The sequence below is a fragment of the Aeromicrobium yanjiei genome (genome assembly GCF_009649075.1).
Classification (GTDB): Bacteria; Actinomycetota; Actinomycetes; order Propionibacteriales; family Nocardioidaceae; genus Aeromicrobium; species Aeromicrobium yanjiei.
The window spans coordinates 3,485,131-3,508,612 of record NZ_CP045737.1 but is presented as its reverse complement, the minus strand read 5'-3'; the positions used below and the strand labels follow the sequence as shown (position 1 = coordinate 3,508,612).

At 69.7% G+C, this 23,482-nt stretch carries 22 protein-coding genes; 18 read left to right on the top strand and 4 right to left on the bottom strand.

The window, feature by feature from the left end; genetic code table 11:
- Positions 1–7 precede the first annotated feature (7 nt).
- The 3 genes from GEV26_RS17205 (at position 8) to GEV26_RS17195 (ending at position 3,094) form a co-directional block, all read left to right on the top strand.
- On the top strand, positions 8–754 hold the full coding sequence (locus tag GEV26_RS17205) for an enoyl-CoA hydratase-related protein (protein ID WP_153654778.1): 747 nt from the start codon (positions 8–10) through the stop codon (positions 752–754).
- A gap of 109 nt (positions 755–863) precedes the next feature.
- The gene (locus tag GEV26_RS17200) at positions 864–2,330 is read left to right on the top strand and encodes an ABC transporter substrate-binding protein/permease (protein ID WP_153654777.1); all 1,467 of its coding nucleotides are present in this window, start codon (positions 864–866) and stop codon (positions 2,328–2,330) included.
- Positions 2,327–3,094, top strand: coding sequence for an amino acid ABC transporter ATP-binding protein (locus tag GEV26_RS17195; protein ID WP_153654776.1), 768 nt, complete (start codon positions 2,327–2,329; stop codon positions 3,092–3,094). The genes GEV26_RS17200 and GEV26_RS17195 overlap by 4 nt, the downstream gene beginning before the upstream one ends.
- Positions 3,095–3,109: 15 nt before the next feature.
- Here the strand turns inward: GEV26_RS17195 and GEV26_RS17190 are convergent, their stop codons facing one another.
- The 3 genes from GEV26_RS17190 to GEV26_RS17180 form a co-directional block, all read right to left on the bottom strand.
- A complete protein-coding gene (locus GEV26_RS17190; RefSeq protein WP_153654775.1) occupies positions 3,110–3,736 on the bottom strand; it encodes a hypothetical protein in 627 nt (208 codons plus the stop codon).
- A gap of 82 nt (positions 3,737–3,818) precedes the next feature.
- Positions 3,819–4,703: a hypothetical protein gene (locus tag GEV26_RS17185; RefSeq protein ID WP_153654774.1), complete on the bottom strand. Its 885-nt coding sequence runs from the start codon at positions 4,701–4,703 to the stop codon at positions 3,819–3,821.
- Between the two features lie 100 nt (positions 4,704–4,803).
- The gene (locus GEV26_RS17180; RefSeq protein ID WP_153654773.1) at positions 4,804–5,631 is read right to left on the bottom strand and encodes a LamG domain-containing protein; all 828 of its coding nucleotides are present in this window, start codon (positions 5,629–5,631) and stop codon (positions 4,804–4,806) included.
- A gap of 151 nt (positions 5,632–5,782) precedes the next feature.
- Here GEV26_RS17180 and GEV26_RS17175 point away from each other — a divergent pair, with 151 nt between their 5' ends.
- Both GEV26_RS17175 and GEV26_RS17170 read left to right on the top strand, forming a co-directional pair.
- The gene (locus tag GEV26_RS17175; protein WP_153654772.1) at positions 5,783–7,894 is read left to right on the top strand and encodes a HelD family protein; all 2,112 of its coding nucleotides are present in this window, start codon (positions 5,783–5,785) and stop codon (positions 7,892–7,894) included.
- Positions 7,891–9,417 (top strand): metallophosphoesterase family protein, encoded by a 1,527-nt coding sequence (locus GEV26_RS17170; protein ID WP_153654771.1) that lies wholly within the window; start codon positions 7,891–7,893, stop codon positions 9,415–9,417. The genes GEV26_RS17175 and GEV26_RS17170 overlap by 4 nt, the downstream gene beginning before the upstream one ends.
- 205 nt (positions 9,418–9,622) lie before the next feature.
- Here the strand turns inward: GEV26_RS17170 and GEV26_RS17165 are convergent, their stop codons facing one another.
- Positions 9,623–10,834: an ArgE/DapE family deacylase gene (locus GEV26_RS17165; protein WP_153654770.1), complete on the bottom strand. Its 1,212-nt coding sequence runs from the start codon at positions 10,832–10,834 to the stop codon at positions 9,623–9,625.
- A 203-nt stretch (positions 10,835–11,037) separates the two neighbouring features.
- Here GEV26_RS17165 and GEV26_RS17160 point away from each other — a divergent pair, with 203 nt between their 5' ends.
- The 13 genes from GEV26_RS17160 (at position 11,038) to GEV26_RS17100 (ending at position 23,477) form a co-directional block, all read left to right on the top strand.
- Positions 11,038–12,912 (top strand): anthranilate synthase family protein, encoded by a 1,875-nt coding sequence (locus GEV26_RS17160; RefSeq protein ID WP_153654769.1) that lies wholly within the window; start codon positions 11,038–11,040, stop codon positions 12,910–12,912.
- A complete protein-coding gene (locus GEV26_RS17155; protein WP_153654768.1) occupies positions 12,912–13,343 on the top strand; it encodes a DUF3293 domain-containing protein in 432 nt (143 codons plus the stop codon). The genes GEV26_RS17160 and GEV26_RS17155 overlap by 1 nt, the downstream gene beginning before the upstream one ends.
- Entirely contained in the window at positions 13,340–14,029 is a 690-nt protein-coding gene (locus tag GEV26_RS17150) for an aspartate/glutamate racemase family protein (protein ID WP_153654767.1), read from the top strand. Before GEV26_RS17155 ends, GEV26_RS17150 begins: the two co-directional genes overlap by 4 nt.
- Before the next feature lie 202 nt (positions 14,030–14,231).
- Positions 14,232–14,930 (top strand): GntR family transcriptional regulator, encoded by a 699-nt coding sequence (locus tag GEV26_RS17145; RefSeq protein WP_153654766.1) that lies wholly within the window; start codon positions 14,232–14,234, stop codon positions 14,928–14,930.
- Complete coding sequence (locus GEV26_RS17140; protein ID WP_153654765.1) at positions 14,927–15,820, top strand: isocitrate lyase/PEP mutase family protein; 894 nt, start codon at positions 14,927–14,929, stop codon at positions 15,818–15,820. Before GEV26_RS17145 ends, GEV26_RS17140 begins: the two co-directional genes overlap by 4 nt.
- Positions 15,817–17,232: a dihydroorotase gene (locus tag GEV26_RS17135; RefSeq protein ID WP_194839906.1), complete on the top strand. Its 1,416-nt coding sequence runs from the start codon at positions 15,817–15,819 to the stop codon at positions 17,230–17,232. Before GEV26_RS17140 ends, GEV26_RS17135 begins: the two co-directional genes overlap by 4 nt.
- Entirely contained in the window at positions 17,229–17,900 is a 672-nt protein-coding gene (locus GEV26_RS17130) for an isochorismatase family protein (protein WP_153654763.1), read from the top strand. Before GEV26_RS17135 ends, GEV26_RS17130 begins: the two co-directional genes overlap by 4 nt.
- Positions 17,897–18,232: a DUF1330 domain-containing protein gene (locus GEV26_RS17125; RefSeq protein ID WP_153654762.1), complete on the top strand. Its 336-nt coding sequence runs from the start codon at positions 17,897–17,899 to the stop codon at positions 18,230–18,232. Before GEV26_RS17130 ends, GEV26_RS17125 begins: the two co-directional genes overlap by 4 nt.
- A gap of 202 nt (positions 18,233–18,434) precedes the next feature.
- Positions 18,435–18,809, top strand: coding sequence for a cupin domain-containing protein (locus tag GEV26_RS17120; protein ID WP_153654761.1), 375 nt, complete (start codon positions 18,435–18,437; stop codon positions 18,807–18,809).
- Entirely contained in the window at positions 18,806–19,669 is an 864-nt protein-coding gene (locus GEV26_RS17115) for an MBL fold metallo-hydrolase (RefSeq protein WP_153654760.1), read from the top strand. Before GEV26_RS17120 ends, GEV26_RS17115 begins: the two co-directional genes overlap by 4 nt.
- Positions 19,670–19,731: 62 nt before the next feature.
- Complete coding sequence (locus GEV26_RS17110) at positions 19,732–20,871, top strand: sugar ABC transporter substrate-binding protein (protein ID WP_153654759.1); 1,140 nt, start codon at positions 19,732–19,734, stop codon at positions 20,869–20,871.
- A 3-nt stretch (positions 20,872–20,874) separates the two neighbouring features.
- Positions 20,875–22,446: a sugar ABC transporter ATP-binding protein gene (locus GEV26_RS17105; RefSeq protein ID WP_153654758.1), complete on the top strand. Its 1,572-nt coding sequence runs from the start codon at positions 20,875–20,877 to the stop codon at positions 22,444–22,446.
- Positions 22,443–23,477 (top strand): ABC transporter permease, encoded by a 1,035-nt coding sequence (locus GEV26_RS17100; RefSeq protein ID WP_153654757.1) that lies wholly within the window; start codon positions 22,443–22,445, stop codon positions 23,475–23,477. Before GEV26_RS17105 ends, GEV26_RS17100 begins: the two co-directional genes overlap by 4 nt.
- Positions 23,478–23,482: the final 5 nt, after the last annotated feature.

The window sequence follows — 23,482 nt, the reverse complement described above, 5'->3', positions numbered from 1 at the left end:
CACGCCCATGGCCGAGCTCGTGCACCTCGACATCGACAAGCGGGTCGCCACGATCACGCTCGACAGCGAGTACAACCGCAACGCCCTGAGCAAGCAGCTCGTCTCCGAGCTCATGACGCACGTGGAGACCGCGGACGTCGATCCGCAGGTGCGCGTGATCGTCCTCCGTTCCGCGGGCCCGGTCTTCTGCTCCGGGGCCGACATGGCCGAGGCGTCCGAGGGTGGGATGGTCGAGGGCGCCAAGGCCATGGTCGCGATGCAGCTGCTCATCGCGACGGCCTCGAAGCCCGTCGTGGTCGAGCTTGACGGGCCCGTGCGTGCCGGGGGGCTCGGCATCGTGGGCGCTGCGGACATCGTGCTCGCGGCCGAGTCGGTGACGTTCCAGCTCACCGAGGTACGCCTCGCGCTCGCGCCGGCGATCATCTCCCTCAGCCTGCTGCCGCGGCTGACGGAGCGGGCGGCGAGCGAGCTGTTCCTGACCGCCCGGACGTTCGGCGCGGCGGAGGCGGCCGCGATCGGGATGATCACCCGTGCGGTGCCCGAGGGCGAGCTCGCGGACGAGGTCGACCGCGTGGTCGGCGACCTCGCCCGCGCCTATCCGCAGGGCCTGCGCGAGACCAAGAAGCTGCTCAACCACGACCTGGTCGCCCGCATCGACACCCACGGCGCGAACCTGGCCCAGCTGTCGGGAGAGCTGTTCGGCAGCGACGAGGCCCGCGCGGCGATGCGGGCCTTCCTCGACCGCAGGAAGTGAGCCGGGCGCGACCCTGCCTCCCGCCCACATCGTGGATGGGGTGGAGGGCCGCGCTGCGCCGTCACTAGTCTCGCCGTACGGTCGAAGGACCCTGCTCCGAGGAGGACGAATGCGCAGTGCGGCCAAGGTGCTCCTCCTGGCGTTGCTGGCACTGCTCCTGCTGCCCGCGACGCCCGCGAGCGCAGCCGACGACCGCCCTGTGGTCCGGGTCGGGACGGAGGGCACGTACCCGCCGTTCACGTTCCACGAGTCCGGCAACGACGAGCTCACCGGCTACGACATCGAGGTGGTCAAGGCCGTCGCCAAGAAGGCCGGCTGGCGCCTGGAGTTCGTCGAGACGCAGTTCGACGCGATCTTCGCGGCGCTCGAGTCCGATCGGATCGACGTCATCGCCAACCAGGTCTCGACCAACCCCGAGCGCGAGGCGAAGTTCGGCCTGTCCGAGCCGTACACGTACTCGCGCGGCGTCATCGTGGTGAAGACCGGCACGAAGGGCATCACCTCCCTCGCGGACCTCAAGGGCAAGACGACCGCGCAGTCGATCACGAGCAACTGGGCGCAGGTCGCCAAGGACGCCGGCGCGAAGGTCGAGGGCGTCGAGGGCTTCGCCCAGGCCGCGGCGCTGCTCGTGCAGGGACGGGTCGACGCGATCGTCAACGACAACATCGCGGTGCTCGACTACCTCAACACCACCGGGTCCGACGAGATCGAGATCTCCGGCGACGCCGGCGACGAGGTCAGCAAGCAGGTGCTGGCGTTCCGCAAGGGCGATCCCCGGCTCGCCGAGGCCAACCAGGCGCTGCAGGCGCTGCGCGCCGACGGCACGCTCGCCAAGATCTCCGAGTCCTACTTCAAGGCCAACGTCTCGGTCGAGAACGACGGCGGTGTCGACCTCTCGGGCGGTCGCAAGGGCAGGAGCGATGCGCAGGTTGTCCAGGACGCGGCGTGGCCGATGTTCAAGGGCCTCATCAAGGTCTCGATCCCGATCACGATCATCAGCTTCGTCATCGGTCTGGCGATCGCGGTCGCCGTCGCGCTGGCCCGCATCTCCGGCAGCCGCATCCTGGCGGGACTCGCCCGCGGCTACGTCTCGATCATCCGCGGGACGCCGCTGCTGGTGCAGCTGTTCATCGTGTTCTTCGGACTGCCGGAGATCGGCATCGACTTCTCGTCCTACGTCGCGGGGGTCGTGGCGCTGAGCCTCAACGTGGGCGGCTACGCCGCGGAGGTCGTGCGGTCCGCGATCCTGTCGGTGCCGAAGGGCCAGTTCGAGGCCGCCGCCTCGATCGGCATGGGCTACTGGCAGACGCTGCGACGGATCGTCTTCCCACAGGCCGCACGCACCGCTGTGCCGCCGCTGTCCAACACCGCGATCTCGCTGTTCAAGGACACGTCCCTGCTGTCGGTCGTGCTGCTGACCGACGTGCTGCGCTCGTCCCAGAACGCTGCCGCTGCGGCGCAGGTGTTCCTGCCGCTCTACATCTTCGCGGCGCTGTACTACTGGATCGTCTGCGTGGCGATGTCCTACGTCCAGGGCAGGCTCGAGACCCGACTGAACAGGTTCGTGGCGACATGACCGATCCCCTCGTCCGCGTCCGCGGCATCACCAAGGCCTTCGGCGACAACCACGTGCTCCGTGGCGTGGACTTCACTGCCCAGGCGGGCACCACCACCACGATCCTCGGGCCGTCCGGCTCGGGCAAGACCACGATCCTGCGAGCGCTCAACGTCCTGGAGACGCCCGACTCCGGCACGATCGGTATCGGGGACGTCGAGGTCGACTTCGGCGCCCTGCCCCGGGGCAAGGCAGGCCGAGCGGCGACTGCGCGGCTCCGCGCCCAGAGCGGCATGGTCTTCCAGTCGCACAACCTCTTCCCGCACAAGACCGTGCTGGAGAACGTCATCGAGGGTCCCGTGCAGGTGCAGAAGCGGCCGTTGGAGGAGGCGATCGCCGAGGCCCGGGTCCTGCTCGAGCAGGTCGGGCTCGCCGAGAAGGCCGATCAGCACCCGTTCCAGCTGTCCGGCGGTCAGCAGCAGCGGGTCGGCATCGCCCGCGCGCTCGCGCTCAAGCCGAAGGTCGTCCTGTTCGACGAGCCCACCTCGGCCCTCGACCCCGAGCTGGTCGGGGAGGTGCTGTCGGTCATCAAGGACCTCACCCAGCAGGGCTGGACCACCATGATCGTGACCCACGAGATCCGCTTCGCCCAGCAGGTGTGCGACCAGGTGCTCTTCCTGGACGGCGGCGTCGTCGTGGAGAGCGGCCCTCCCGCCCAGGTCATCGGCGATCCGCGCGAGGAGCGCACGCGGCAGTTTCTCCGGCGCATCCTCGACCCCGCCTGAGCCGGGCGGGCCGGGTCAGCCGGGGGCTGCTGCCGGCTCGACGGACGACGTCGGTGGCGCTGGTGCAGCCGGCACTGTCGGCTGGGCCGGTGCTGGTGTGGCCGGCTTCCGCGGTGTCCGTGCCAGCGTCGTCACGCTGATCCAGAGATTCGATCGGCCGCCGAAAATCCTGTCGTTCGCGCACACCCGTCTGCCGGCTCGGTAGAGGCGCACGTCCACGACGTCGATGCCGCCCGAGATGCCGGCCTGGACGCCGAGGCGCGCCATCGCCTCATCCTCCTCGGCCACGGCCGCGACGACGCGATCGCCCGGCTGGCGGTCCAGGTAGACCCGCAGATGGCACTTCTTGACCAGGGCGACGCGGGTGATGCCGATCGCGCCGTGGCTGCCGTTGGCGTGCAGGTACACGTGTGTGCCGAGCCGGACGACGCCACCGCGCACCACGACCCGGTCCTGGGCCTCGGCCGTCGGGATGCTGCCGTAGAGGGCCGAGTATGCGGCCGTTCCGCCCACGCCGAGTGCGAGCGCGAGCGCGAACGCCAGCACCAGCCCGGCGCGGCCGCCGAACGTACGACGGCGGTGGCCGGCGTGCAGCGGGGCGCGACGGTGCGCGTGACAGCGACGCACCCCTGGAAAAGACATGCTGTCATTGACGCATGCGGGGGCAGGCTGTGCCTATCCCTCAGGAGGACCAGGTACGGATGGTTCTCATGGCGTCGGCGGTCTAGCGCGTGGCCACCACGGGGTCCGGGTACGTGCAGGAGACCATCGGCCGTCCCAGGACCATCGTGACCCGGCGGTTGTCATCGGCGGTGGTCGCGTCGCCGTCGTCGTGCGGAGCCACCGTGAACCGGAGGCGTCCGCCCGCGGTCATCCGCTTCTGCACCGTCTTGCTGGGCAGGTACTGGCGGCCGGCGAGAGTCGTCCAGGGCACGATGGTCCGGCCGTCGAGGGTGACCGTGAAGCGCCCGTCGACCGTCGCGTCCGCGGACCGGGCCATCCGGAAGTTCAGCTGCAGGCACGAGTGGCCGGTGAAGTCGAACTCCGCGGTCGAGCCGCCCTCCACGACGTACGACTGGTGGTGGATTGTCCCGTAGGCCGGTGGCGCGTTCCACGCCGGCGTCACGCCGGGCTGCTCCGCGTCGTAGCCGTTGAGGGCCTCGACGAACTGGAAGACCCGGACGGTCACGGCGCGGGTGGTCGTGGCGTAGCCGCGGCTGCCGCCCTTGACGACCTCGATCCGGTAGACGCCCGCGCGGTCGTGCCCGGGGCGGAAGCGCTGGCTGAACCATCCGTTGCGGTTGAGCCTCGGGGACCCGAGGAGGGTGCGCCTGCTGCCGGGCCTCGACGTGTTGGTCGCGTAGACCTTGACCCGCCCCGACGCGGCCTTCTTGCCGCGCTTGACCCGGCCCCGGATCGTGGTCCTCTCGCGTCCGTCCTGCGTGGCCTCGCTGACGTCGAGCGCCGTGTCGTTGTAGCTCTTCTTCGCGTCGGTCGCGCCCTTCGGGGCCGGGCTCAGGCTGATCGAGAACGTCCGGGCGGCGTCCGCGGGCGTGAGCAGGCCGAAGGTGAGGACCGACCCCAGGAGCAGCACGCCGATCCTGCGCATCAGGACCTCCTCCATCGGACCGGGACCAAAGTCCCTCGATGCTAGAGCAGATCGTGGCCGAGCGGGAGTCCCGAAAATCCGGTCGTCATCCGGCCCGGGATCAGCGGTACGGGGCCGAGCGGGTCGGGTAGGTGCACGCAGCGACGGGGCGTCCGACCACGAACCGCAGGCGGGACTGGTCACCGATGTCATCGCGCCGGTCGACCGAGAAGGTGATCTTGTCACTCGCGTTCATCTTCTTCTGCACGGTCTTGGACGCCTTGTAGACCTGTCCCTTGCTCATCGAACGGGTGACCAACGTCCTGCGCTGGGTCACCCGGATCGTGCCCCGCGAGGCGGAGCTGCGGGTGGACAGGCCGGTCTTGAAGTTGACGCGCATGCAGTGGAAGCCCCGGGTGTCGAAGACCGCGCGGCCGCCGCCGAGGATCGCGTAGCCGTCGCGGTAGTACGTGCCGTTGCCGAACCTCTCGCGGTCGGTGTAGCCCGATCCCGAGCTCGCGGCGCGATCGAACAGGTGCGTGAGGCTCACGAACTGGTAGACGTACACGCGGGTCGGGTCGGTGCCAGCACGCTTGCCGCTGCCGGCCTGCTTGACCACGTCGATCTCGTACCGGCCGCCGTCCTTCGGCCGCCACGTCGTGGAGAACCTGCCGGACGACGAGAGGCGGGCCGTGCGCAGGAACCTGCGAGGGGCGGCCTTGGTGCTCACGTTGCGGTAGTAGATGTGGACCCGCTTGCCCTTGACCGGCCCGCCGGTGACCTTGCCCTTGATGCGGGTGGACCGGTTGGACCCGTCGCCGGAGGTGATGTCGAGCTTGTCGTCGCTGACGGTGGCCGAGACCTTGTAGCGGGTCGAAGCGGCGTGGGCGCCGGTCAGCGGGGTGCCGACGAGCGCCAGGGCGGTGAGGATTCCGAGGATCTTGATCACGATGTGCACCTGCGAGGTCGAGGAAGGGAATCCACCAGCGTAGGACGGCCGACGTCGCCGTGCTGGGCTGCGTCCGGGTGGCGATCTGCCTGCGGAATATTTCGGGGACGGAATACACTTGTGAGTTCTCTAGGCCAGCACAAGGAGTCGGGTGAGCGGGGACAACGCGGAGCAACGCGAGATCGAGGCTGAGCAGTCGTACGTGGACACCGTCTACGAACGTCTCGACGCGTCTGCCAAGGTCGCGCGGTCGCTCGTGGTGGAGGGAATGGCACGCGGTCACGTCGGCAACGAGGGTGGACTGGTCGAGCGCGACGCGATGGTCTACCAGGCGTCCAAGCGGCTGTCGGCCCTCAACGCGGCGCACGACGGTCTCGTCTTCGGCCGGCTCAACATGCTGAACGGCGAGTCCCGCTACATCGGCCGGATCGGCGTGCGCGACGCGGACCGCGAGATCCTGCTGATCGACTGGCGCGCCCCCGCAGCAGCGCTGTTCTATCAGGCCACCGCGCAGGAGCCGGCCGGCGTGATCCGCCGGCGGGTGCTGCGTTGCTCCAACGACCAGGTCATCGGCATCGAGGATGATCTGCTCGACGGCGACAACGCGCCCGACGACATGGTCGTGATCGGTGAGGGCGCGCTTCTCGCGAGCCTCACGCGGGCCCGCGACAGCTCGATGCACTCGGTCGTCGCCACGATCCAGAAGGAGCAGGACGAGGCCATCCGCGCCCCCGCCCGCGGCGCGACCACGATCGGCGGCGGTCCCGGGACCGGCAAGACCGTCGTGGCGCTGCACCGCGCGGCGTACCTGCTCTACACCGACCGTCGGCGCTTCGAGTCCGGCGGCGTGCTCGTGGTCGGACCGTCCTCGGTGTTCATGAGCTACATCGAGCGCGTCCTGCCCAGCCTGGGTGAGACCAGCGTGACCCTGCGATCGCTGGGCGAGGTCGTCGACGGGCTGCGCGCTGCGCGCCACGACGACCCGGTCGCCGCCGCGGCCAAGGGCTCGTCACGGATGGTCAAGTTCCTCGCCCGTGCCGCGGCCGCACCATCGCCCGGCGCCCCCTCGTCGTTCCGCTACTTCTACAAGGACGACGTCCTTCGCCTCGACGCCCAGCAGCTCGAGCGCATCCGCCGCCAGCTGCTGGCCGGCAGCAAGCGCAACCGGGCGTACGCCAAGGTGCCGTCGGCCCTGGTCGACGCGCTGTGGCGCCAGGTGCGCGGCGAGCGCGCCCTCGAGAAGGGCCAGGAGGGCTTCGTCGAGACCATCACGACGGACGACCGCTTCGTCGACTTCGTCGAGCAGTGGTGGCCGCCGGTCGAGCCGATCGAGGTGTGGCGCATGCTCCCGGACCTGATCGACCAGCTGGCCCAGGGCGCGTTCAACGCCAAGGAGATCGCGGCGCTCAAGGAGTCCTGGGCGTCCGAGGAGCCCAGCATCCAGGACGTCCCCCTGATCGACGAGCTGCGCTACGTCATCGGCGAGCTCCCGGACTCCGGCGACGACGATGACGACAACCCCAAGCAGCTCATGAGCTTCGAGCGCCGCGAGCGCGAGGAGCGCGTGGACCGGTTCCGCTCGACCCAGAGCATCGAGGACGACAGCTTCGCGCACGTCCTGGTCGACGAGGCGCAGGACCTCTCGCCGATGCAGTGGCGCATGCTCGGGCGCCGCGGGCGTCACGCGAGCTGGACGATCGTGGGCGACCAGGCCCAGTCGTCGTGGCCCTACCCGCAGGAGGCCGCCGCCGCACGCCGGTCCGCCCTCGAGGGCAAGCCCGAGCACGCGTTCCGGCTCTCGACCAACTACCGCAACTCCGCCGAGATCTACGATCTTGCGGCGAAGGTCGCCGCCGTCGCGGTGCCCGACCCCGATCTCGCCGAGGCCGTGCGCCGTACGGGGGAGTCCCCGCAGCACCACACGGTCGCCGAGTCCGAGCTGGCGGACACCGTGCGGCGCAGTGCCGAGGAGATCCTCGGTCGCGTCGAGGGCACCGTCGCGATCGTGACGCCGCGGGCGCGTCTGGAGCCGCTCCGCGCCGAGCTGGCCGATGTCTTGTCCCGGCACGCCGATCGCCTGCGGCTGCTCGACGGGCTCGACACCAAGGGCCTGGAGTTCGACGGCGTCGTCGTCGTCGAGCCCGACGGCATCACCGATGAGTCCAGTGCCGGCTGGCGCACCCTCTACGTCGTGCTGACCCGCGCGACCCAGCTGCTCACGACGGTGGGCACGACAGATCGCTGGAGCAGCCGGATCGCATGACCCGGACGGTTCTCAAGGTCCTGCTGCTGATCGGCCTCGGGCTGGTCGTCGGGGTGCCCACGGCGTACTCGACGTTCGTCCACAGCGATCGCGAGATCGTGATCGGCGCGCACGACGCAACCGTCCGTCCCACCTTCGACGGCTACGCGCGCCTCGACTTCGGCACACTGATCCCGCAGATCCGGGTGCCCGCGGAGGCGCCGCTCGGGATCGGTCTCGACATCCGGCTGGGCGACAGCGAGGTCACCGAGCTCAACCAGGTCGTCGCCCGTGACGCCGTCATCGCGAGCCAGCCGCAGGGCGAGATCGCGGCCGTCCGGTCCACCGTGGTGTCGATGGCGACCGACGCCGCGATGCGTGGACTCGGCGTCTCGATCCTGACGGTCCTGGTGGCGGTGCTGGCCTGGCGCGCCATCGGCGGGCCCCGGCGGCGGGCGATCCTGGCGGCGGCACGTCATCCGCGCCGTACGCAGGTCGTCGGCGCGGCGGGGACCGTGGTCGTGGTGGTCGCGGCGGTCGCGCTGGTGGCTGCACCGGATCGCCCCCGAGAGGGCCGGACCGCGTCCTGGGTGCCGATCGGGACGGTGTTCCCGGTGCTTCCGAACGATCCGGTCCTCGACCGGGTCGAGATCATCGAGGGCGCCTCGAGCGCGGGCAGCAAGGCGCTCGTGCAGGGGGCCATCGACACGTACCAGACGTCGGTCGCCTTCTACGGACGCATGGCCGAGACGGCCGAGGCCGCCGTCGTGCGCACTCCGGGGGAGGGTGAGACGACGGCGCTCGTGGTCACCGACCGGCACGACAACATCGGCATGGATCCCGTCGCGCGGGTCATCGCGGAGCGGGCGCAGGCGCGTCTGCTGATCGACCTGGGGGACGACACCTCCAACGGTGCGGCCTGGGAGACGTTCAGCATCAACTCGCTGGCGCGCGAGTTCCGTGACTTCGACATCGTCTCGGTGACGGGCAACCACGACACCGGCGACGCGATCGGCAACCAGATGAAGGACAAGGGCTTCACCCTGCTCGACGGGAAGCCAGTGACCGTGGGCGGCGTGCGGTTCATCGGCAGCAGCGATCCGCGCAGCTCGGGTCTGACCGCCGGCTACTTCGGCGACGCCGACGACAATGCCGCCGCGCTCGCGGCCCAGGACGAGGAGCTGACCCGGGCGGCGTGCGAGGCCGGCGACGTCAGCGTCATCGCGGTGCACAGCCCGTCGTCGGCCAAGAAGGCTGCGGCCTCGGGATGTGCCGATCTCGTGCTGTCCGGTCACCTGCACCGGCAGGTGGGTCCGACGACCGCGGTGGGCGAGAACGGCCGGTCCACGACCACCCTGACGACCGGCTCGACGGGCGGTGCGGCGTACGCGTTCGCGCTCGGCAGCAAGCTGCGGCGGACCGCCCAGGCCACGATCGTCACGTTCCGCGACGGCCGTCCCGTGGGTCTGCAGCCGGTCGACTTCGAGCCCGGCGGCGACGTCGTCCCCCAGGCGTACACCCCCCTCACCCCCTCCCCCCGCTGACGCGCGCCTCCCGTCCGCTGACGCGCGCCTCCCGTCCGCTGACGCGCGCCGGCGGTCCGCTGAGGCGAGCCTGCGGTCCGCTGACGCGCGGCCGCCGTCATGGCAGAAGGGACTCAAACTCTCCCGTCGGCGGCCGCAGCTCTCCCGTCGGCGGACGGGAGGCGCGCCTCAGCGGACGGGAGGCGCGCCTCAGCGTTGGGGTTGGTCAGGTGCAGCGGGCGAGGATCAGCTGGGCGTACGCCTTGGCGGCCGTCACGACCTCGGCGATGCCGACGCTCTCGTCGACCGCGTGGGCGCGGGCGATGTCGCCGGGACCGTACTGCACGGTCGGGATGCCGGCTGCGGTGTACTGGCGCAGGTCGGAGCCGTAGGGCGCACCGATGAGCTCGGGTGCGCTCTCGTCGGCGGCGACGACCGCGTCACGGACCTGCGCGCCGAAGGGGTCCCCGTCCGGGAGCGCGCCCGCGGCGAAGTGACCGCCGGGCCAGGTCACGACCGGCGGGTGGTCCGCGAGCCACGGATCCGTCGCGGCCGCCCGGGCCACCGCCTGCTCGAACTGCGCCTTGGCGTCGGCGAACGACTCGCCCGGCATGATCCCGTAGCGGCCTTCCGCCACGAGCTGGTCCGGCACCGTGCTGGCCCAGTCGCCGGCGCGGATGACGCCGACGCTGATGGGCCACGGGAGGGGGCCGAACGGGGCCGGCGGATGCGCGTTGCGGACCGCCTCGAGCTCGGCGATCGCCCGGTGGAGCAGCTCGAACGCGGTGATCGCGCTGTGGCCGGTCGTGCGCATCGAGCCGTGGCTGGCCCGCCCCTGCACCTCCAGGCGGAACGTCAGCGAGCCCGCGTTGGCCGCGACGACCTGGCCGGCCGTCGGCTCGGCGATGACGCACGCGTCGCCGCGGTGACCACGCTGCAGGGTCGCGAACGTCCCGATGCCGCCGTCCTCCTCGCCGATGACGGTGTGGATCGCGAACGGCCGCGAGAGCGGCACCTCGCTGACCGCGCGCGCGGCGGCGAAGATCGCGACGACCCCGCCCTTCATGTCGCAGACGCCGCGCCCGTACCACCGGTCGTCGACCTCGCGGACGAGCCACGGATCGCCGTTGCCCCACGCCGCGGCGTCACCGGGCGGCACGACGTCCACGTGGCCGTTGAGGATCAGGGCCGGAGTGCCTGCACCGGACGTGCCCACGACCCCCCACGCCTCCTCGCGCTCGACCTCCTCGCCCGGGTAGTCGGGGGCGCTGCGCAGCTGCTCGAGGTCGAGGCGCCACTGGTCGACCTCGAGGCCCATGCCGGTCAGGTGCGCCGCGCACCAGCGCTGCACGGCGATCTCGGCGTCCGATCCGCCGACGCTGGGGATGTTGACCAGCTGCGCGAGGTCGCGCCGGATCAGGTCGACGTCGATGTCCATGACTTGAGTCTGGCAGCCGAGCCACCGGGATGGTCGTCGCCCTGCGATACGCTTCACGCATGACAGTCCGACACCTCTCCTGGTGGCGCCACCTCTGAGGGTGGCCTGTCGAATCTTGCCCAGACCGCCTCGTGGCCGGCTCTGGGCATCGTCGTTTCTGCCGCACTCGCCCCGCCGGTCGAGACATTCGTGAAGGAACTGAGATGACCTCCCTCGACGAGCTCCTCGCTCAACCGGCATTCGCGCTGATCCGCGTGCGCGACTCCGACACCGTGACGCTGGTCGGCGGCCCGCGCACCGACCTCGACCTGCTCGCGGACATCCCGCTGCGGGCGGGTGTCGAGCGGGCCTGGGACCACCTGGTCCTCGTCCCGTACGCCCAGGTGCGGGAGCGCGGTTTCGAGGCGCACCAGGACGGCACCCCGCTGACGGCGATCGAGGTCGCCTACAGCGCCGAGGTGCCGGTCCAGGAGATCCTGTCGGTGCTGCCCGACGTGCCGGTCGAGTTCACCGATCGCGGTGGCTTCGAGACGTCCGACGAGGAGTACGCCGGCATCGTGCGGCAGATCATCGACGAGGAGATCGGCCACGGCGAGGGCGCGAACCTGGTGATCGGGCGCCACTACCGCGCGCAGGTCGCCGACTGGGGTCACGAGCGGGCACTGACCGTCTTTCGCCGCCTGCTCGAGCGGGAGCGCGGCGCGTTCTGGACGTTCCTCATCTTCACCGGCGACCGCTACCTGATCGGCGCGTCCCCCGAGCGGCACGTGAGCCTCGAGGCCGGCCAGGTGCGCATGAACCCGATCAGCGGGACGTTCCGCATGCGCGGCCTGGAGACCCACGCCGACAAGAAGCGCGAGCTGCTCAGGTTCCTCCAGGACGAGAAGGAGATCTACGAGCTCTTCATGGTCGTCGACGAGGAGCTCAAGATGATGTGCGACATCTGCCACGAGGGCGGCCTGGTGCTCGGGCCCTACCTCAAGCCGATGACGCACCTCGTCCACACCGAGTACCTCCTGGCCGGACGCACCCACCGCGACGTCCGCGAGGTCCTGCGCGACTCGATGTTCGCGGCCACCGTGACCGGCAGCCCGGTCGAGAACGCGTGCCGCCTGATCAAGCAGTACGAGTCGGAGGGACGCGGCTACTACGCCTCCGTCGCCGCCCTCATCGGTCGTGACGACGACGGCGCGCCGATGGCTGACGCGCCGATCCTCATCCGTACGGCCGATGTCGATCTCGACGGCAACCTCAAGGTCACCGCCGGGGCGACCCTGGTCCGCGACTCCGACGCGGAGTACGAGACGACCGAGACCTGGGCCAAGGCCTCGGGCATCCTCAGCGCGTTCGGCCTGGTCGAGTCCGCGCCCGAGCCGGTCGAGGGCTTCGACGCGTTCACGCGTGAGGACGAGGTCATCATCGCGCTCGGCTCGCGCAACCAGCGGCTCAGCCAGTTCTGGCTCACCGATCAGTCGGGCGCGGCCCCCGTGCCGTCGCTGACCGGCAAGCGGGTCGTGATCGTCGACGGCGAGGACGACTTCGTCAACATGCTGTCGCACGTGTTCGGCGTGCTCGGCATGGCGACCGACATCATCCGTCACGACGCCCCCGCGCTGGGTGAGCCGGGCGCGCTCGACGGCTACGACCTCGTGGTTGTGGGTCCCGGTCCGGGCGATCCCCGCGACGTCGCGGACCCCAAGATGGCCGTGCTGCACGGCGTCGTGGCCGATCTGCTCGCGGCGGAGCGGCCGTTCCTCGCGGTGTGCCTCGGGCACCAGACGCTCAGCCACCAGATCGGCCTGGACCTGGTGTTCAAGGACATCGTGTTCCAGGGCACGCAGAGCCGCCTCACCGTCCTCGACCGGCCGGAGACGGTCGGCTTCTACAACACGTTCGTGGCCCGGGTCCCCGAGTCCGGCCTGCCCGAGGGCGTGTCGGTCGAGACCGATCCCGAGACCGGCGACGTCCACCTCGTCGCGGGGCCGCACTACCGCGGCGTGCAGTTCCACGCCGAGTCGATCCTGACCCAGAACGGCTTCGGCATCCTGCGCGATCTCGTGACGGACCTGGTCGGCTGATGGCCACCGACCTCGTGCGGGAGTACGAGCGCACCCGTTACGTCGTCCTGGACGATCTCGGCTCCGCCCGTGCGACGGTCGGCGTCGGGGAGACCTCGGCCGAGGTCGACGCGGTGCTGGACGACTACGGCGCCGCGAGCGGGGTGTTCATCACCGGGTGGAACCCGCGCAGCGAGCCGCTCGACCAGGACAGCAACGACGAGGCAAACGACCGGCTGGAGGCCGACCTCAGCGAGCTCGGCTGCGTGATCCTGCCGCACATCGGGGTGGGGTACGACCCCGAGTGGGAGCCCGAGCACGGCTTCTTCGCCCTCGACCTGGCCGAGCCGGAGGCGGTCACGCTCGCGACGGCGTACGGGCAGAACGCGATCGTGGTCATCGAGCGCGGCGGCCCCGCGAGGCTGGTGATCACCCCGATCATGAACCCATGAGGACCATCGGCCTGATCGGCGGGATGAGCTGGGTCAGCACGCTGGAGTACTACCGCCTGCTCAACGAGTCCGTCGCGACCAGGCTGGGCGGCCTGCACTCGGCGCGGATCCTCATGGAGTCGGTCGACTTCGCCGACATCGAGGAGCTCAAGCTCGCAGACCGGTGGGACCTGGTGGCCGGTCACCTGGCCGCAGCGGGCCGCCGGCTGGAGTCGGCTGGCGCCGATCTCATCGTGCTGTGCACCAACACGATGCACCACGTGGCCGCCGACATCGAGTCGGCGCTCTCGGTCCCCTTCGTCCACATCGCCGACACGACCGCCTCGGCGATCCGTGCGGCAGGACTCAGCCGTGTCGGGCTGCTCGGCACGGCGTTCACGATGGAGCAGTCCTTCTACGTCGACCGGGTGGCCGCCCACGGCATCGAGGTGCTGGTGCCGCCCGCGGACGACCGCAGCCGCCTCAGCGCGATCGTCTACGACGAGCTGTGCCACGACGTGATGACCGCGGAGTCCAGGGACTTCTACCTCGCTGCGACCGACCGGCTCGTCGCGCGCGGCGCCGAGGGCATCGTCCTCGGGTGCACCGAGATCGAGCTGCTGATCGGCGCGGACGATCTCGAGGTGCCGGTGTTCCCCACGACCGCGCTGCACGTCGAGGCCGCGGTCGACCTCGCCCTCCGATAGCCCACCGGGCTCCGCACCGCCAACCGCCGTGCCGGAGGAGGGGGAGTCGTGGCTCACAGTTGTTGTCGACAAACTGTTGACAGTTGACAGAACCGGGTCGCACAATGGAGGGGATGAGGCGTGGACGCACCGACAGCGGTCGCGTGCCCTGCAGAATCAGCCAGACTGTCTGCGAACCTGCCCACGATCGTGAGGACCTCCAGTGAGCGATGGCACCGGGACTGAGCTGAGCCGAGACGGCACCTTTTCGCGCCGCACCGAGACTCTCGTGCGCGAGATGATCCTGTCGGGGACCGTTGCCCCGGGTGAACGCCTGAACGAGGTGGCCCTCGCGGCTTCCCTCGGCATCAGTCGCGGTCCCCTGCGCGAGGCGATCCAGCACCTGGCCGGCGAGGGCCTGCTGACGATCGTCAGCCACCGAGGCGCCTTCGTGCGCACGTTCGACCCGCGCGAGCTGGACGAGCTGTACGACATGCGCACGGCCTTCGAGATGTACGCCGCCCGGCTCGCGTGCCAGCGAGCCGCTGACGAGGACCTCGCGGCGCTGGAGGCGTTCGTCTCCGAGACCGCCGAGGCGATGTCCTCGGAGTCCGGCGGCAGCTATCCGCCGGACCGCGACTTCCACCAGCGGCTGCTCGCCCTGGCCTCCAATGCGACGCTCGAGCGCGCCGCCCTCGAGACCCAGGCGCAGATCTATCTTGCGCGCTCGATGTCGGCCAAGGCGCCGGTCCGGGCCAAGGAGGCCCTCCAGGAGCACGCAGACATCGTGGCTGCCCTGCAGTCGCGCATGCCCGACGAGGCGGCCCGCCTCGTCCATCAACACCTTGACCGCGCCAGGCGCAGCGCTCTTGCTGCCCTGGGCTTCGACGACGAATCCCGAAGGGGAAGTGAAAAATCATGACGACACCGCTTCAGCTGCGTGAGCTGATCAGCCGGCAGGACGGACCGATCCTGCTGCCAGGAGCGCCGAATGCGCTCACCGCTCGCGTGATCGAGCAGGCAGGCTTCGAGGCGGTCTACGTCTCGGGCGCCGGGCTGACCAACACCTATCTCGGGATGCCCGACCTCGGACTGCTCTCGGTGACCGAGCTCGTCGCGCACGTCGCAGCGATGGCGGACGCGGTGTCGATCCCCTTGGTGGTCGACGCCGACACGGGCTTCGGCAACGCCCTCAACGTGCAGCGCACGGTCCGCCAGCTCGAGCGCGCGGGCGCCTCGGCCCTGCAGCTCGAGGACCAGGTCAGCCCCAAGAAGTGCGGCCACTTCGCGGGCAAGGGCGTCATCTCCCAGGACGAGATGGTCGGCAAGGTCCGTGCGGCCGTGGACGCCCGTCTCGACGAGAACATGCTGATCATCGCGCGCACCGACGCCCTGTCGACCGAGGGCCTGGAGGCCGCGTGCGACCGAGCCGCGGCCTACTCCGAGGCCGGTGCCGACATCTTGTTCGTCGAGGCGCCGCGCACCCGTGAGCAGATGGAATACATCATCCGCAACGTCCCGGGTCTGCACCTGGCCAACATGGTCGAGGGCGGCCTGACGCCGCTCATGACGCGCAGCGAGCTGGGCGAGCTCGGCTTCTCGGTGGCCCTCTACGCGAACGCGGCCATGCGCGGCGCCGTCGCCGGCATGCGCCAGGTCATGGACCACCTCGCCGAGCACGGCGACACCAAGGACGCCGCCCACCTGATGATCGACTGGGCGGACCGCCAGGCCCTCGTGCGCAAGCCCGAGTTCGACGAGCTCGACCGGCGCTACGCGGCGGACGTCCCAGTGACGGGAGGCGTGGCGTGACGACGGTGCACGACACCCGCCTCTCGGGCGGACGCGTCTTCCTCCACGGCTCCGGCCTCGCGGACGTCGACCTGCTCATCAAGGACGGTCTCGTCTCGGGCATCGTCTCGCGCGACTCCGACGCCGAGGCGCGCGAGGTCGTGCAGCTGGACGGCAAGCTCGTGCTGCCCGGTGCGATCGACCCGCACGTGCACCTCGGCAAGGACATCCGTGTGCCGAAGGACCCCGACGACGCCCGGCTGGAGACGGCCTCGGCCGCAGCCGGCGGCATCACCTCGATGCTCGTCTACCTGATGAGCGGCGAGCCCTACGACACCGTCGTGCCCGGCGCCCAGGCCGTCATGGAGCAGGACTCCTACGTCGACTTCGGTTTCCACATCGTCGTGGGCTCGGACGCCCACGTGCACGACATCCCGGCCTACATCCGCGAGTTCGGCATCTCCAGCTTCAAGTTCTTCATGAACTTCAAGGGCGACGAGGGCAAGTACCTCGGCCTGCCGGGCAATGACGACGGCTACATGTACGACGTGCTGGGCACGGCCGCCGACAACGGCGCCATGATCAATCCCCACCCCGAGAACATCGAGCTGGTGTGGAAGCTGAAGAACCGGCCCATCGACGAGTCCCGCGGGCCGCTCAGCGCCTGGAACCAGTCGCGTCCGTCGTTCGTCGAGGCCGAGGCCGTGCAGCGGGTCGCGTACATGGCACAGATCACCGGTGCGTCCGTCTACGCGGTGCACACCAGCAGCCAGCTCGCGCTGGAGGCCATGCAGCGTCAGCGTCGCTCGTACGAGAACCTGTTCGTCGAGACGTGCACCCAGTACCTGACGCTGACGACCGGCGCCGACTGCGGCACGTACGGCAAGGTCAACCCGCCCATCCGTGAGCGCGCCGATCTCGAGTCGCTGTGGATCGGCATGGCCGACGGCTCGGTCGACACGGTCGGCTCGGACCACAACGCCCGGCACCGCGTCAACAAGGAGAAGGACATCTGGACGGCCTCGGCCGGCTTCCCCGGCACCGGCGGCGTCCTGCCCCTGACGCTGAGCGAGGGCCTGCGCCGCGGCGTGCCGCTCGAGCGCCTCGTCGACGCGACGTCGACCCGCTCGGCCAAGCTGTTCGGGATGTATCCGCAGAAGGGCACGATCCGCGTCGGCTCGGACGCCGACATCGCGGTCGTGGACCTCGACAGCAGCTACGTCATCAACGCCGCCACCCAGCACTCCGGCGCCGAGTACACGCCGTGGGAGGGCACCGAGGTGCCCCTGAGCGTCGTGCACACGCTCGTGCGCGGGCAGTTCGCCCTGCGTGACGGGCAGCTCGCCCAGGAGACCACTGGACGCTTCCTGCGCCGTGAGCGCAGCGGCGCGGCGGCACTGGCCGCCGCAGAACACGAAGGAGAGCCCTCATGAGCGAGATCATCGACGACCTGACCAAGGAGCGCTACGACGCCGCGGGCTTCGGCCGGCCGGTCGGGATGGGGCAGCGTCCCGCGCTGCTCATCATCGACGTGCAGTACCGCACGACCGGCACCCAGCCGGTCCCCTTCGACGAGGCGATCGAGGAGTTCACGACGAGCTGCGGCGAGGTCGCGTGGGACGCGGTCGCGAACATCTCGCAGCTGCTCACGCTCTTTCGTGCCAAGGGCTGGCCCGTGCTGTATCCCTACGTCGCGCCCAAGAAGGCCTTCGACGCCGGCGCCCTCGGCGCCAAGGTGCCGGGCATCATGGACATCCCCGACAAGGGCTACGAGTTCCACCCCGACATCGCCCCGCTCGAGGGCGAGATCCTGCTGCCCAAGCGGCACCCCAGCGCATTCTTCGGCACCCCGTTGCTGAGCTATCTCGTGCAGGCAGGTGTCGACTCGCTCGTCGTGACGGGCTGCTCGACGTCCGGATGCGTGCGCGGCAGCGCAGTCGACGCGTTCTCGTACAACTACAAGGTGGCCGTGCCGTCGGACGCGGTCTACGACCGCAGCCCGCTGGTGCACGAGGTCAACCTGTTCGACATGGGCCAGAAGTACGCGGACGTCTCGACCACCTCGGACCTCCTCGGCACGCTGCAGGAGATCGACGCATGACGGCCGGCCAGGGGCGCGGCTACATCGTCGCGGAGGTCACGGTCCACGACCACGAGACCTACGAGCAGTACGTCGAGCGCAGCGGGCCCGTCCTGGAGAAGTACGGCGCCCGGCTGCTGGCGCACGCCTTCCCGGCCCAGGGCGAGCTGATCGTCCGTGAGGGCGGCCGGGAGTTCGAGCGGCTCGTGCTCGTCGAGTTCGAGAGCCTCGACCGGGTGACCGAGTTCTACGACTCGCCGGACTACCAGTCCGTGGTGGGCCTGCGGCACGACTCCGCGACGTCGCACGTCTACCACCTGCAGGGAGTGCCGAGCGCCGCGACGAGCGACTGAGACCCGGCACCCCCTGTCCCCCCGCAGGAGGTGTCGCCGCACCCCGTCGACGGGACCGCCCAGCGGATCCGTCGGCGGGGTCGTCGGCATTCCAGGGGGTGATTCATGTCTTAACATGACGTTTACTGAAAACTGTTGACAGTTTGCAGTTAACGACTATAGCGTGACACGCGTCATAGTTCGTCGAGCGGAAGCAGGACGCATGTACGTCACCGCGTGGGATCAGCTGCCCGAGGTCGAGGGCCTGCCCAACAACTTCCGGCGCGCCGCAGCCGGCCGCGAGATGGGTGTCAACCACATCCGCTGGGTCCACCCCACCGAGCTGCCGCCGCACACCCACGAGGACGCCGAGCAGGCCATCGTGATGCTGAGCGGCCAGATCGCGTTCACGATCGACGGCACCGACCTGACGCTCAGCGCGGGCGACGTCGCGATCGTGCCGCGTGGCGCGGTCCACGGCGGCCACAGCATCGAGGGCGAGGCCGTCTTCGTCGAGGTGTTCGCCCCGCTGCGCATCGAGAACCTCGTCGGTTTCCTCGGTGGACCGTCGATGCCCAACCAGGAGGACCCCGCATGACCCTGCAGCAGATCACGTCCCGCGTCCACGTCGAGACCGCCCACCTGGGCAGCAACAACTCGATCATCGTGGGCGACGACCAGCTCATCCTGGTGGACTCCCCGCACCGCCCGACCGACGCGATGCAGTGGAACAAGACGGTCTCGGCCTTCGGCGAGACCCGGTTCATCGTCAACACCGACCACCACCCCGACCACACGATCGGCAACTTCTGGATGGGCGGTGACGTCGTCGCGCACCGCGGCACCCGCGAGCGCCTGCTGACCGATGCGCCGACCGACGAGTACCTCCGCGACCTGTTCGCGCGCATCGATCCCGATGCCGTCGCGCTCGTCGACGACTACTCGGTGCGCGTGCCGAACGTCGTGTTCAGCGAGGAGCTCGACCTCCACGTCCCCGGCGCGAGCCTCGAGCTCACGTTCCGTCCGGGCCACACCGCCAACAGCCTGCTCGCCTGGTTCCCCCAGGACGCGGTCATCTTCACCGGTGACATCGTGTGCGAGGCCGGCCTCCCGTCCTTCCAGGACTCGCGCCTCGCGAACTGGTTCGACGCGATCGACGCCGTCGCGGCGTACGACTTCCAGTACTTGGTTCCCGGACATGGCGAAGTCGCCGATCGCGCGGTGGTCGACCACTACCGCGCGCTCGGTCGCGAGGTCGTGTCGCAGGTTGCCTCCGCGATCGCGGCAGGCCACACCCGTGATCAGGCGTGCGATGAGATCCGCTTCGAGGACAACATCCACGTCGACACGGACGAGTACGTCGGCTACCCCGACTCCCTCGTCGAGATGTTCCAGCGTCGATCCATCGCCCGGATCTACGACGACCTCATCGAAGACCCCACTCTCGCAAACCGATAGCGGCACTTCGAGGGCGATCGACAGCACATCACCTGCCCCACCCCCACACATTGGAGTTTTTGATGAAGACCAAGAAGATCTCGGCACTCGCGGCCGGCGTTGCCGCGCTGCTCGTGCTCGGCGCCTGCGGCAGCAGCTCGTCCGACGGCGGCTCCGGCGGCGGAGGTGACTCCGCGAAGGCCGAGGCCGCCAAGGCCAAGGTCGAGGAGGCCAAGGCCATCCCCGGAACCGATGACCTCGGTTCGCCGATCGACGTCTCGTCCCTCAAGGGCAAGACGATCTACTCGATCCCGATCGACAGCAAGGCCGAGTTCTACTCGGTCGGCGAGAAGGCCATGAAGAAGGTCGCGGCCGAGGCCGGGATCAAGTTCGTGACCTTCCCCTCGGACGGCACGCAGACCTCGTTCCAGCAGGGCATCCAGCAGGCGATCAACGCCAAGGCCGGAGCGATCATGCTGAACGGTCCGCTCGCGGAGACCCTCGGCCCGCAGATCGACGCGGCCAAGAAGGCCGGCATCCCCGTCATCCCGCTCCACCTCAGCGACAGCGAGGGTGAGGGCACCCCGGGTCTGGAGTACGAGGCGTTCGCCCCGTTCAACCAGGCAGCCCGTCTGTTCACGCAGTACGCGATCGCCAACCTCAAGGGCGATCCGGTCCACGCGCTCGTCATCCAGTCCTCGGAGACCGGCCCGTCGGCCGGCATGGTCAAGACGATCCAGGACACCCTGAAGTCCGAGGGCCCCAGCGGCTCCAAGACCACGGTCATGAACGTGCCCGTCGCCCAGTGGTCGACGCAGATCCAGGGCCAGGTGCAGTCGGCGCTGCTGAAGGATCCGAAGATCAACGCCGTCCTGCCGATCTACGACAACATGGCGCTCTACGCGGTGCCCGGCATCAAGCAGGCCGCGCCCAACCGTGACATCAAGGTCTACTCGTTCAACGGCACCCCGGCCATCCTCAAGATGGTCAAGGACGGCTCGGTCGCGGTCAACGTCGCGGAGAACCCGGACTGGGTCTCGTACGTCAACCTGGACGTCGCGTTCCGCGCGATGCTCGGTGAGGACCCGATCAAGGGTGAGACCGGACCGCTGCGCCTCATCGACGCCTCGAACGTCGACGAGACCGGCAACCCGCCGCAGAGCGGCAAGGGATTCGGCGACGAGTACCCGGACGCGTTCCTCAAGCTGTGGGGCCTCAAGTAACCCATGACTACCCAAAGCTCGACCGTCGGCAGCGGGGCGGCCACGCCCGCCCCGCTGCTCCGGGTCACGAACCTTCACAAGGCCTTCAACGGCGTGCCCGCCCTGCGCGGCGTCGACATCGACGTCCTTCCCGGGGAGGTGCACGGTCTCCTCGGGGCGAACGGCAGCGGCAAGTCCACCATGATCAAGGTGCTGGCCGGCTTCCACGACGCCGACGGCGGGCAGGTCAGCATCCATGGCCGCGAGCTGCGCAGCCCGTTCGGGCCGCGCGGCTTGCGGGACCAGGGCATGGGCTTCGTGCACCAGGACCTGGGTCTGGCTCCGGCCGGCACGGTCCTGGAGCACATGGCGCTCGACGCGTTCGGTGACGCCGGCGCGATGCGTCGCGTCGACTGGGCGGCCGAGCGCCGCCGGGTCAACGACCTCATCGAACGCTTCGACGTCGGCGTCGACGTCGACGCCACGATCGACATGCTCACCCCCGTCCAGCGGGCCATGGTCGCCGTGATCCGCGCGGTCGGCGGTCAGGAGCGGAGCTCCGACGCGGACCGACGGGGACAGATCCTGGTCCTCGACGAGCCGACGGTGTTCCTGCCGCGGCACGAGGTCGGTCTGCTGTTCGACCTGCTGGGTCGCCTGCGGGCCAACGGCGACGCGGTGCTCCTCGTGAGCCACGACCTCGACGAGATCCTGCAGGTCACCGATCGGGTCACGGTCTTCCGCAACGGCGAGACCGCCGGCACCCGGGCAACCGCGGGATCGACCCGCGACGACCTGGTCCAGCTGATCCTCGGCGCTCGCGACGAGCACGTGGCCAAGGGCGCCGCGGTCGTCCGCGACGACCGTCCGCCGCTGCTGTCGGCGCGCGGGCTGACGGGCAACCGGATCGACAACCTCGATCTCGACCTGTACGCCGGTGAGGTCGTCGGCATCACGGGTCTGGCCGGTTCGGGCTTCGAGGAGCTCCCCGAGCTGCTCTACGGTGCGCGCCGTGCCCGTGCGGGCGAGATCCTGCAGAACGGCGAGACCGTCGCCAAGCCCAAGCCGATCAGCTCGATGCGCCGCGGCGTCATCTTGATCCCGGCGGACCGCAAGGGACAAGGCGGTGTGCTCGGCCTGACGGTCAAGGAGAACATGTCGCTGCCGTTCCTGACCAACCGCGCGAAGGGCTTCCGGGTGGACTGGAAGGCGCTCGCGGTCCAGGCGCAGGAAGCCTGTGACCGGCTGAACGTCGTGCCGCCCAACCCGGACGCCCAGTTCGGTCACCTGAGCGGTGGCAACCAGCAAAAGGCCCTGCTCGGCAAGTGGATGGACACCGCGCCCAGCGTCATGCTGCTGAGCGAGCCGACCCAAGGCGTCGACATCGGCGCCCGCCGCGAGATCTTCAAGCTCATCCGGGCCGCGGTCGCGGAGGGCATGACGGTCCTGTGCGCCACGTCCGACTACGAGCAGCTCGTCGAGATGGCCGATCGCGTGATCGTGCTCGACCAGGGCCACGTCCGAGCCGAGCTCAACGGGGACGACATCACCAAGGACGCCCTCGCGTCCGCCGTCTATGCAGAGGAAGCGTCATGACCACGACCACGCCGGCATCGCCGGGCACCACCAAGAAGAAGATCGGGCGCAAGCGCACCGGGGAGCCCGAGAGGTTCGCACTCCTCGGCGTGTGGGCCGTGCTGTTCCTCGTCTTCGCGCTGCTCCAGCCGGACACGTTCCCGACCTCGGCCAACATCTCCAACATGCTCGGCTCGCAGGCCGTGCTGCTGGTGCTCGCGCTGGGACTCATCGTCCCGCTGCGCGCCGGCGACTACGACCTGTCCGTGGCCTCGACCCTCAACCTGTCGGCGGTCGTCGTCGCGGTGCTGAACGTCAACGAGGGCTGGAACATCTGGACCGCGGTCATCGCCGCGATCGTCGTCAGCATGCTCGTGGGCGTCGTCAACGGCTTCGTCATCACCCGCTTCGACATCGATCCGTTCATCGTGACGCTCGGCATCGGCACCGTCGTGCAGGGCATCATCTACTGGGTCTCGAACTCGGTGACGATCACCGGCGTCGACCGCCAGCTGTCCGACACGATGCTGACGCAGCCCTTCTTGTCGATCCCCCTCGACTTCTACTACGCCGTCGCCCTGTGCGTGATCATCTGGTACGTCTTCGACCACACGGCCTTCGGTCAGCGCCTGCTGTTCGCCGGCCAGAGCCGCGACGTGGCTCGCCTCAACGGCGTCAACGTCTCGGGCCTGCGCTGGACCTCGATGATCATCTCGGGCGGTGTCGCAGGTGTCGCCGGCGTCATCTACGCCGGCACCACCGCCAGCGCCGACCCCACGTCGGGCCAGGCGTTCATGCTGCCCGCGTTCGCGGCCTGCTTCCTCGGCTCGACCGTCCTGAAGATCGGTCGCTTCAACCCCTGGGGAACGCTCATCGCGGTCTACTTCCTGGTCACCGGAATCACCGGTCTGCAGCTCATGGGCGCGCAGCAGTACGTCCAGCAGCTCTTCTACGGCGGCGCGCTCGTCATCGCCGTCATCTTGTCCAAGCTCGTCAAGAGCCGCGGCGAACGCCGTCGCCAGTCCGAGGTCCGACCCGACGTGGCGACCTAGCAACA

Bases quoted from the DNA above. Each gene is read 5' to 3' on its own strand.
- GEV26_RS17205 (WP_153654778.1), top strand. From the start codon at position 8: ATGGCCGAGCTCGTGCACCTCGACATCGACAAGCGGGTCGCCACGATC.
- GEV26_RS17185 (WP_153654774.1), bottom strand. From the start codon at position 4,703: ATGCGCAGGATCGGCGTGCTGCTCCTGGGGTCGGTCCTCACCTTCGGC.
- GEV26_RS17125 (WP_153654762.1), top strand. From the start codon at position 17,897: ATGACGGCCGGCCAGGGGCGCGGCTACATCGTCGCGGAGGTCACGGTC.
- GEV26_RS17155 (WP_153654768.1), top strand. From the start codon at position 12,912: ATGGCCACCGACCTCGTGCGGGAGTACGAGCGCACCCGTTACGTCGTC.
- GEV26_RS17130 (WP_153654763.1), top strand. From the start codon at position 17,229: ATGAGCGAGATCATCGACGACCTGACCAAGGAGCGCTACGACGCCGCG.
- GEV26_RS17200 (WP_153654777.1), top strand. From the start codon at position 864: ATGCGCAGTGCGGCCAAGGTGCTCCTCCTGGCGTTGCTGGCACTGCTC.
- GEV26_RS17160 (WP_153654769.1), top strand. From the start codon at position 11,038: ATGACCTCCCTCGACGAGCTCCTCGCTCAACCGGCATTCGCGCTGATC.
- GEV26_RS17120 (WP_153654761.1), top strand. From the start codon at position 18,435: ATGTACGTCACCGCGTGGGATCAGCTGCCCGAGGTCGAGGGCCTGCCC.
- GEV26_RS17140 (WP_153654765.1), top strand. From the start codon at position 14,927: ATGACGACACCGCTTCAGCTGCGTGAGCTGATCAGCCGGCAGGACGGA.
- GEV26_RS17115 (WP_153654760.1), top strand. From the start codon at position 18,806: ATGACCCTGCAGCAGATCACGTCCCGCGTCCACGTCGAGACCGCCCAC.
- GEV26_RS17100 (WP_153654757.1), top strand. From the start codon at position 22,443: ATGACCACGACCACGCCGGCATCGCCGGGCACCACCAAGAAGAAGATC.
- GEV26_RS17150 (WP_153654767.1), top strand. From the start codon at position 13,340: ATGAGGACCATCGGCCTGATCGGCGGGATGAGCTGGGTCAGCACGCTG.
- GEV26_RS17165 (WP_153654770.1), bottom strand. From the start codon at position 10,834: ATGGACATCGACGTCGACCTGATCCGGCGCGACCTCGCGCAGCTGGTC.
- GEV26_RS17170 (WP_153654771.1), top strand. From the start codon at position 7,891: ATGACCCGGACGGTTCTCAAGGTCCTGCTGCTGATCGGCCTCGGGCTG.
- GEV26_RS17105 (WP_153654758.1), top strand. From the start codon at position 20,875: ATGACTACCCAAAGCTCGACCGTCGGCAGCGGGGCGGCCACGCCCGCC.
- GEV26_RS17195 (WP_153654776.1), top strand. From the start codon at position 2,327: ATGACCGATCCCCTCGTCCGCGTCCGCGGCATCACCAAGGCCTTCGGC.
- GEV26_RS17110 (WP_153654759.1), top strand. From the start codon at position 19,732: ATGAAGACCAAGAAGATCTCGGCACTCGCGGCCGGCGTTGCCGCGCTG.
- GEV26_RS17190 (WP_153654775.1), bottom strand. From the start codon at position 3,736: ATGTCTTTTCCAGGGGTGCGTCGCTGTCACGCGCACCGTCGCGCCCCG.